Source organism: Paracraurococcus lichenis (assembly GCF_030657435.1).
Classification (GTDB): domain Bacteria; phylum Pseudomonadota; class Alphaproteobacteria; order Acetobacterales; family Acetobacteraceae; genus Paracraurococcus; species Paracraurococcus lichenis.
Map to the genome: position 1 here is coordinate 1 of NZ_JAUTWS010000155.1, position 6,930 is coordinate 6,930.

Consider the following 6,930-nt stretch of genomic DNA (forward strand, 5'->3'; position numbering starts at 1 on the left):
TAGCAGGCCGCGCAGCAGCGCCGCCGCGCTGTCCGACCAGGGCACGGCGCGGTATTCCGCCGCAAGGCGCGACTCCAGGCCGGCGATCAGCCCAGGCTCCTCAATGGCCCGTCGGTAGAGGGCCACGGCCTCCGTCACGCAATCCGGGTCGTGGTACAGGCAGAAGGGGCCGCCCGCCTCGGGGATGGAGGTGCTGGCCGAGGCGAGGCATGCCTTGCCGAAGGCGAGGCTCTCGGAAACCGGCAGGCCCCAGCCCTCGTAATGCGAGGGGAACAGCGTGAACCGCGCGCCCCGGTACAGGGCGGCCAGGGCCGCGTCGCCGGGGTCCTCCACGATCACCAGCTTGCCGTCGAGATGCCGGGCATTGCGAATCTGCTGCATCAGGTCGGCGACCATCCAGCCGACGCGGCCGGCGAAGACAAGCACCGGCACCTGCTCAGCCGGCATCTCGTCGAGCAGCCGCCGCCATGCGCGGAAGGTGAGGACGTGGTTCTTCCGCGCCTCCATGGTGGAGACGAAGAGGGCATAGCCGCCGGGTGACAGGCTGGCCGGCAGTGGCGCGGGGTCCGCGGCCTGGCTGAAACCACTGCCAATCGGGATGGCCTGCGGCGCGGCGCGCAGCCGCAGGCCATCGCGCGCCGCCCAGGTCTCGATGTCGCGCACCGTCGCCTGGGAGATCGCAAAGACCATGTCGGCGAGCGGCAGGCATCGCCGCATGAAATCGCCGAAGACGGTGACCAGGCCCTGGTCGCAGAATTCCGGCCTGAGCACGGGAATGAGGTCGTAGACGAGCAGAGCGAAGCGCAGCGACGCCTGCTGCGATACCGCTCGGATCAGGGAGGCATAGTCGGGATGCGACCAGGGCGAGCCCAGCGTCGCAATGACGTCGCCGGGCCGCGCGGCCTCGCGCAGGTCGCGTCCCGCGATTGTGAAGGCGACATCCGGTGCGGCCTCGGCAGCCTGCCGCGCACTCAGCAGTCCGGCCGATGCGCGTACCGCGCCGGCGAGATGCCGCACAGTGGCGAGTTGCGACCGCACCGCCTGGCCGAGCGGCTGCCGCAACTCCGCCGGCACACGGGCGACGACGCTGCGCAGCGCACCGCGCGAGAGCGGCCTGGGCGCGGCCGCAAGGGGCACCGGAGGTCGCAGCGGTGCCTCCGCCATCCGGCCATAGAGTGCCTCGACATCCGTCCAGTCGATGACGCGCATGGTGCCCGCCACGGCATCGTGCCGCACGAAGCCTACCTCCTGGGCGGCCATCCTCCGGAGCGCCGCGTAGAGCTCGTAGGAGAGGCGCTGGATACCGCTAGGGCGAGCATTGTTCCGAGCGTAGTCGAACAGGTCCTCAACATCGCACCAGACCGTCATAGTCGATAATCGCTCCGGAAGCAGGAAGGGCGGGTCGCGGCTGCATACAGCATGGCCGGGTCGCGCAAAAATCGTAGGGACCACACCGGCCGGACGCAGGCGGAACAACATAGGTGCGCGGCGGCCACCATCGTGCGTGGATGGCCGGCCTGCGGTCCTGCGCCGGTTGTCCTGGCGCGGCGGGCATGGTTGGAAGACCCGATGCCGTCTCCCGCCATGATCGTCGATGCACGCTGCCTCCAGGATCCTGCCTATCGCGAGCGGGGCATCGGGCAGCATGCCGAGAGCCTGCTTCGCGGCCGCGGCGCCGGTGGGCGCGCGCCGCGCCTGATCGGCCTGCTCGATCCGGCGCTGCCGACCCTCGCGCCGCGTGTGGCCGCGCTGTTCGGCACGTTGCGGTGGACTGCCTATGCCGAGCCGCCCGATGGTGGCTGGTTCGTTAGCCTCTCGCCGATGACGCATGACCCGTTGCGGGTAGCGCGTCTGCTGACCCGGCCCGGCCGCCGGCACGTGGCGGTGATCTACGATTTCATTCCGCACGAGATGCCCGATACTTATCTCCGCGGGCAGGCCGACCGCCTCGACTATTATGCGCGCCTCGCCTGGCTCGGTGCCTACGGCACCTTCCTGCCGATCTCGCAGGCTACCGCTGCGCAACTGCGGTCCCTGGTGCCCGGCGCCGCGCAGGCGTCCTGCGTCGTTACCGGCGTCGCCGTGCGCGCCAGCCTCCTGCCGCAGCCGGATGAGACGCCGGCCCGGCCGCCTCGGCATCTCCTCGCCGTGGCGGGACCCGATCCGCGCAAGAATGTCGAGGCTCCGATCATCGCCCATGCGGCGAGCGCCGCGCTGCGCGCCGCCGGCCTGCCGCTGCTGGTCGCGGGCGGCTACCCACCCCAGCAGCAGGCGCCGTTGCGTGCCCTACATGAGCGCCATGGCGGCGACCCGGCGCTGTTGCGCTTCCTGCCGCATCTGACGGACGCCGAACTGCGGCGCGCCTACCAGGAAGCCCTTGCGACGGTCGCACCCTCGCGCGCAGAGGGCTTCTCGATCCCGGTGATCGAGGCGAGCGCGAATGGCAGCCCGGTGCTGGCCTCCGACTGCACGGCGCAAGCCGAGCTGGTGTCGCAGGAGGATGCGCTCTTCGCGCCGGACGACACGGCGCGGCTGCGGGAGCAGATGGAGCGCATGGCGCTCGATCCCGCCGCACGCGCCGATCTGCAGCGGCGCCAGCAGGACATCTGGCGACGCTTCACGGAGGCCGAGGTGGGTGCCAGGTTCTGGGCCGCGCTCGACACGGCGCCGGCGAGCCCGCCGGTGCTGCGCGATGCCCGGCCGCGCCTGGCGATGCTCTCACCGCTGCCGCCCGATCGCAGTGGTGTTGCCGACTACACCCATGCCGTGCTCGGCGCCATCGCCAGGCGGGCCGAGGTGGTCGCCTATACCGAGGCGCCGTCGCCGCGCGCGCCGGAGGGCGTGCAGATCGAGGCGCTGACGCCGCTGGCCAGCCTGTCGGGAGGCTACGATGCCGTCGTGGCGGTGATGGGCAACTCGCATTTCCACCGCCGCATCTTCGATCTGCTGCTCGACTACGGCGGGGGCTGCATCGCCCATGATGCACGGATGCTGCATTTCTATGTCGGGTTGCTGGGGCGCGGGCGGGCCCGGGCCCTGGCGGAGGTAGAGCTGGGGCGGCCTGTGGAAGACAGCGAGATCGACGACTGGCTGGGCAACGAGCGCACCCTGCCGACCTTCTTCCTGTCCGAGGTCCTGCGCGCCGCGCAACCGACCTTCATGCATTCGCGACTGTCCTGTGACCTGATGCAGCGGACCTACGGCACCGCGGTCCAGCATCTCCCCTTCGCTGCGTTGCGGCTGCCCGAGCCGGGCGCGCTGACGCTCGAGGCGCGCGCCGCTGCACGCGCGCGGGTGCGGCTGCCAACTGACGATTTCTCGATCGCCAGCTTTGGCTATGTCACGCCGGACAAGGCACCGCATGACCTGATCTGGGCGCTCAGCCTGCTGCGTGGCTGGAAGATCCCCGCGAGCCTGGCCTTCGTCGGGGATGCACCGGACCATCTGCGGCAGGATCTCGAGGCGCTCGCCACCTATCTCGGCCTCGCCGGGCATGTGCGGTTCACCGGTGCGGTAGACGAGGCCGCCTGGTGCGCCTGGCTGCAGGCTGCCGATGCGGCCATCCAGTTGCGTGCGCACACCATCGGCAGCGTCTCTGCCGCCCTGATGGACTGCCTGACCTTCGGGCTGCGCGTGGTGGCCAACCACGACCTGGCCGCCGCAATCGATGCGCCGGAGGCGCTGTGGCACGGCGTGCCGGACAACCTCTCGGCCGTCCTGGTGGCGGAGCGCTTGGCCACGATCGCCGAGGCCGGACTGCTGGCACCGCGTGACGAGGCGGCGCGTGCGGCCTATGCCGAGGCGCATTCTCCCGACCGCTATGCCGCGACGCTGCTGGCCGGACTGGGGCTGGGCTAGGAGGCGCGCCAATGTCCACCATGCCACTCCTCGCCGATGTCAGCGAGCTCGTCGCCAGTCCGATGCGCACCGGCATCCAACGCGTGGTGCGGGCGATGCTGCGCCACTGGCCCGGGCCACGGCCGTTGCTGCCGTGTCGCTTCGATGCCGCCGCCGGCGGCCTGGTGCCGCTGTCCCCACGGGTGGTGGACCTGCTTATGGAGGCGACGCCCGAGCTGCGGGCCCTGCCGGCCGAGGCGTTGAAGCAGCGGGTGGCCGATGCCGCGGGCGCGGGACCGCAGGCGCCACTGGATCCCGGACGCTATGGCCGGATCCTGGTGCCGGAGCTCTTCTTCGACCCGGCGCGCTGCCATTTCTACCGCACGCTGCTGCAGCAGGATCCCGGCCGCGCCGGCTTCGTGGTGTACGACTTCATCCCCTGGCTGCGGCCCGAGCTGATGGGCGTGGACCGCACGCAGCACCTGATGCCGTATCTCGGCGTGCTCATGACGGCGCGCCATCTTGGCTTCATTAGCGGTGCGACGCGCGACGCCTTTGTCCACCGTATCCTGCGCCGCGAGGTGGCCGAGGGCGTCGTCCTGCCGCTCGGCGCCGACGGGCTGCTCGGTGAGGACAGGACCGGCGGCGGCGTGCCGCGGCAGTGCTTCCGATCGGACCGGCGGCTCTTCGTCGCAGTCGGCTCCATCGACGGGCGGAAGAACCAGGACCTGATGGCCGACTGCTTCGCCGCCCTGCGCGCCGCCGGCGTGCCGGCCCGCCTGGCGGTGGTGGGCGGCGCCTTCCGGAATGGCCGGGCGCAGGCACAGGCGGCTGCCCTGGCGGCTGCCTCCGTCGCGGATGCCGAGGGCATCCGCCATGTCCCACAGGCGACCGATGCCGAGATCGGTGCCCTGCTGGGCGAGGCGCGCGCCACGCTCTACCTGAGCGAGGCCGAGGGGTATGGGCTGCCGCCGGTCGAGGGCCTCGCGCTCGGCATTCCGGCCATCATCGGCGGCGAAGTGCCGTCGGTGACGGAACTGCCGCCGGGCGGCCGGTTGGAATTGCCGGCGCTCACCCCGGCGGCGCTGGGCGAGGCGATACGTCACCTCATGAACGACGCCGTGGCGGAAGCCTTGTGGGCCGAGGCGGCCACCCTGGACCTGCCGACCTGGCGTGGCTTCGCTGCAGCCATGGCCAGTTGGATTCAGGACTGATCCCCGCCCGCCTTGAAGTCAGCCCATGTGAAAGCGCGTTGGGAGCTGACGGCTGGCAGTGCCTGGGCTGGAATGTATGACAGTGCAGTTAAGCAGGCTTCGTGATCCTGCCGAGAGAGCAGGAAGCCCGGTGCATGTCTTCCCAGGTGGTGCTGCGGGCTGACTGCCGCAGCATCCGGGCGCGCTGCACGAAGCCAATGCCAGCCGCCAGAAGACGATGAGCGACGGGCGGATGCGCCAGGCCGGGGCGAGGCTCGCCACCGGCATGGCCGACCCGGCACGATCAGGCTTCAGCCGGAAGGCGGGTCCTGTCGCTGTGCTCAGCCTGCGGCTCGCTGCGCAGCGCGATCGTCAGCAATGCGGTCTCCACGCTCCGCGCCAGCCGCGGATCGTTCCCAGTGCTGGCGGCGTGGCCGATGTCCGGGCCACCTGGCGGCGCGCTGACAGGCGCGGGCGGGGGCGTGCTGGCCGAGGGCGCCATGCCAACAAGATGTTCGATCTCCGGCGGTATGACCGGTGCCGGGATCCGGCCGCGCCAGGCGATGCGGCGCAGCACCCGCGCCAGCGGCAGGAGCGCTGTCAGGACCCGTGGTCCGTTCTCGATCTCCAGCCTGTTCGTCAGGCGCCAGCGCTCCGCCAGCAGGGCGTGCGCCTCGGCGCGGGCCGCGGCGGCGGTGGCCTGGGCTGCCTCGAGGTCGTTGGCCATGCCGGCCAGCCTGGCCTTCAGCTCGGCCGTCTCCTGCTCGAAGGCGGCGGCGCAGGCCGCGGCTGCGGCGCGGGCGGTCACGGTCCGCCGCAGTTCGTCTTCGGTTTGCGCGACGGAGCGCTCGAGCATGGCGTTGCGTTGCTCGAGTGTGGCGTTGCTTTGCTCGAGTGTGGCATTGCGCTGCTCGAGCGCGGCATGCTCCGACCTCGCCCTTTGCAACGCCGCTTCGAGAGCCGTTGCATGCTGCTGGCTGGCTTGCAGCAACGTCTGCAGACGTTCCTGCTCGCGGGAGCCGTGCTGCACGGCCTCCTCGAGGGACCGACCCCAGGCCTCGGCGGCGGCGCGGGCCCTGTCGCCTTCCGGATCATGCACGCGGAAATCGTCGAAGATGTTCGGCGGCGCGCGGAAGGCTTCGGCGCGCGCCATGCTTTCCTCACGCAGGAACCAGGCATTGAGCCCGTCGAACCAGACATGATGGTAACCTGCCGCGGTCAGCAGCGGTGTCCATTCTCCGTCGGTGCGGTCCTGGCTCTGGGGCCGCGTTGCCTCAATCACCAGCAACTCGGGGCGGTAGCGCCGCCAGTCGGTGCTCCGCAGAATTGCTGCCTCCGCGCCCTCGGCATCGATCTTCAGGACGTGAATATGCTGCCCCGGCGCATGTTCATCCAGGACCCGAGCCAGCGTCGTCACCTCGACCTCGATCGTCTCCTCCACGACCTCGCCGGGTATGTCCGGCGCAGGCCCGCCATGCAGCGACGACGTGCCCAGCACATCGTTGCCGACACGGAAGACATGCAGGGGCATCCGGCAGGGCTGCTCGCCCAGGGCGACCTGAAGGTTGATGTCGCGCGGCCGCGCCGCGGCAAGCTGGGCGAAGATGGGGCCGGGCTCGATGTTGATGCCGTGCCAACCCGCGTCGTACAGGGCCTTCGTCACGGAGTGAAGCTCCGGATACCAGGCGCCGACATCGACATAGAAACCCTCCGCGACGTCGCGGAACGCCCGCCGCAACATCACATCCTCGAAGTTCTGGGCGTAGCTGACGAAGGTCAAGACGCTGGTCCTCTGCACAGCTTTGGCTGTTTAGAGCAGATCGTCGCGCTCTCCCAGGGCCCCTGTCGTGCCGCGACAGGCTGGGGCAGGCGCTCACCCTCTTTCGCGCGGGAAGCCCGG

Annotated in this window: 4 protein-coding genes; 2 read left to right on the forward strand and 2 right to left on the reverse strand. The window is 70.7% G+C overall.

Features of this window, described 5'->3' with window-relative positions:
* The coding region (locus tag Q7A36_RS37420; protein WP_305108886.1) for a glycosyltransferase family 4 protein at positions 1-1,368 on the reverse strand (1,368 nt) is incomplete at its 3' end.
* Between the two features lie 51 nt (positions 1,369-1,419).
* On the opposite strand from Q7A36_RS37420, the gene Q7A36_RS37425 reads away from it, so the two are divergent.
* On the forward strand, positions 1,420-3,858 hold the full coding sequence (locus tag Q7A36_RS37425; protein WP_305108887.1) for a glycosyltransferase: 2,439 nt from the start codon (positions 1,420-1,422) through the stop codon (positions 3,856-3,858).
* Between the two features lie 11 nt (positions 3,859-3,869).
* Complete coding sequence (locus Q7A36_RS37430) at positions 3,870-5,051, forward strand: glycosyltransferase (RefSeq protein WP_305108888.1); 1,182 nt, start codon at positions 3,870-3,872, stop codon at positions 5,049-5,051.
* Positions 5,052-5,334: 283 nt separating this feature from the next.
* Here the strand turns inward: Q7A36_RS37430 and Q7A36_RS37435 are convergent, their stop codons facing one another.
* Complete coding sequence (locus Q7A36_RS37435; RefSeq protein WP_305108889.1) at positions 5,335-6,810, reverse strand: FkbM family methyltransferase; 1,476 nt, start codon at positions 6,808-6,810, stop codon at positions 5,335-5,337.
* Between the last annotated feature and the right edge of the window lie 120 nt (positions 6,811-6,930).

Excerpts from the sequence above, each read along its gene's own strand:
- Q7A36_RS37425 (WP_305108887.1), top strand. The coding sequence starts at position 1,420 with ATGGCCGGGTCGCGCAAAAATCGTAGGGACCACACCGGCCGGACGCAG.
- Q7A36_RS37430 (WP_305108888.1), top strand. The coding sequence starts at position 3,870 with ATGTCCACCATGCCACTCCTCGCCGATGTCAGCGAGCTCGTCGCCAGT.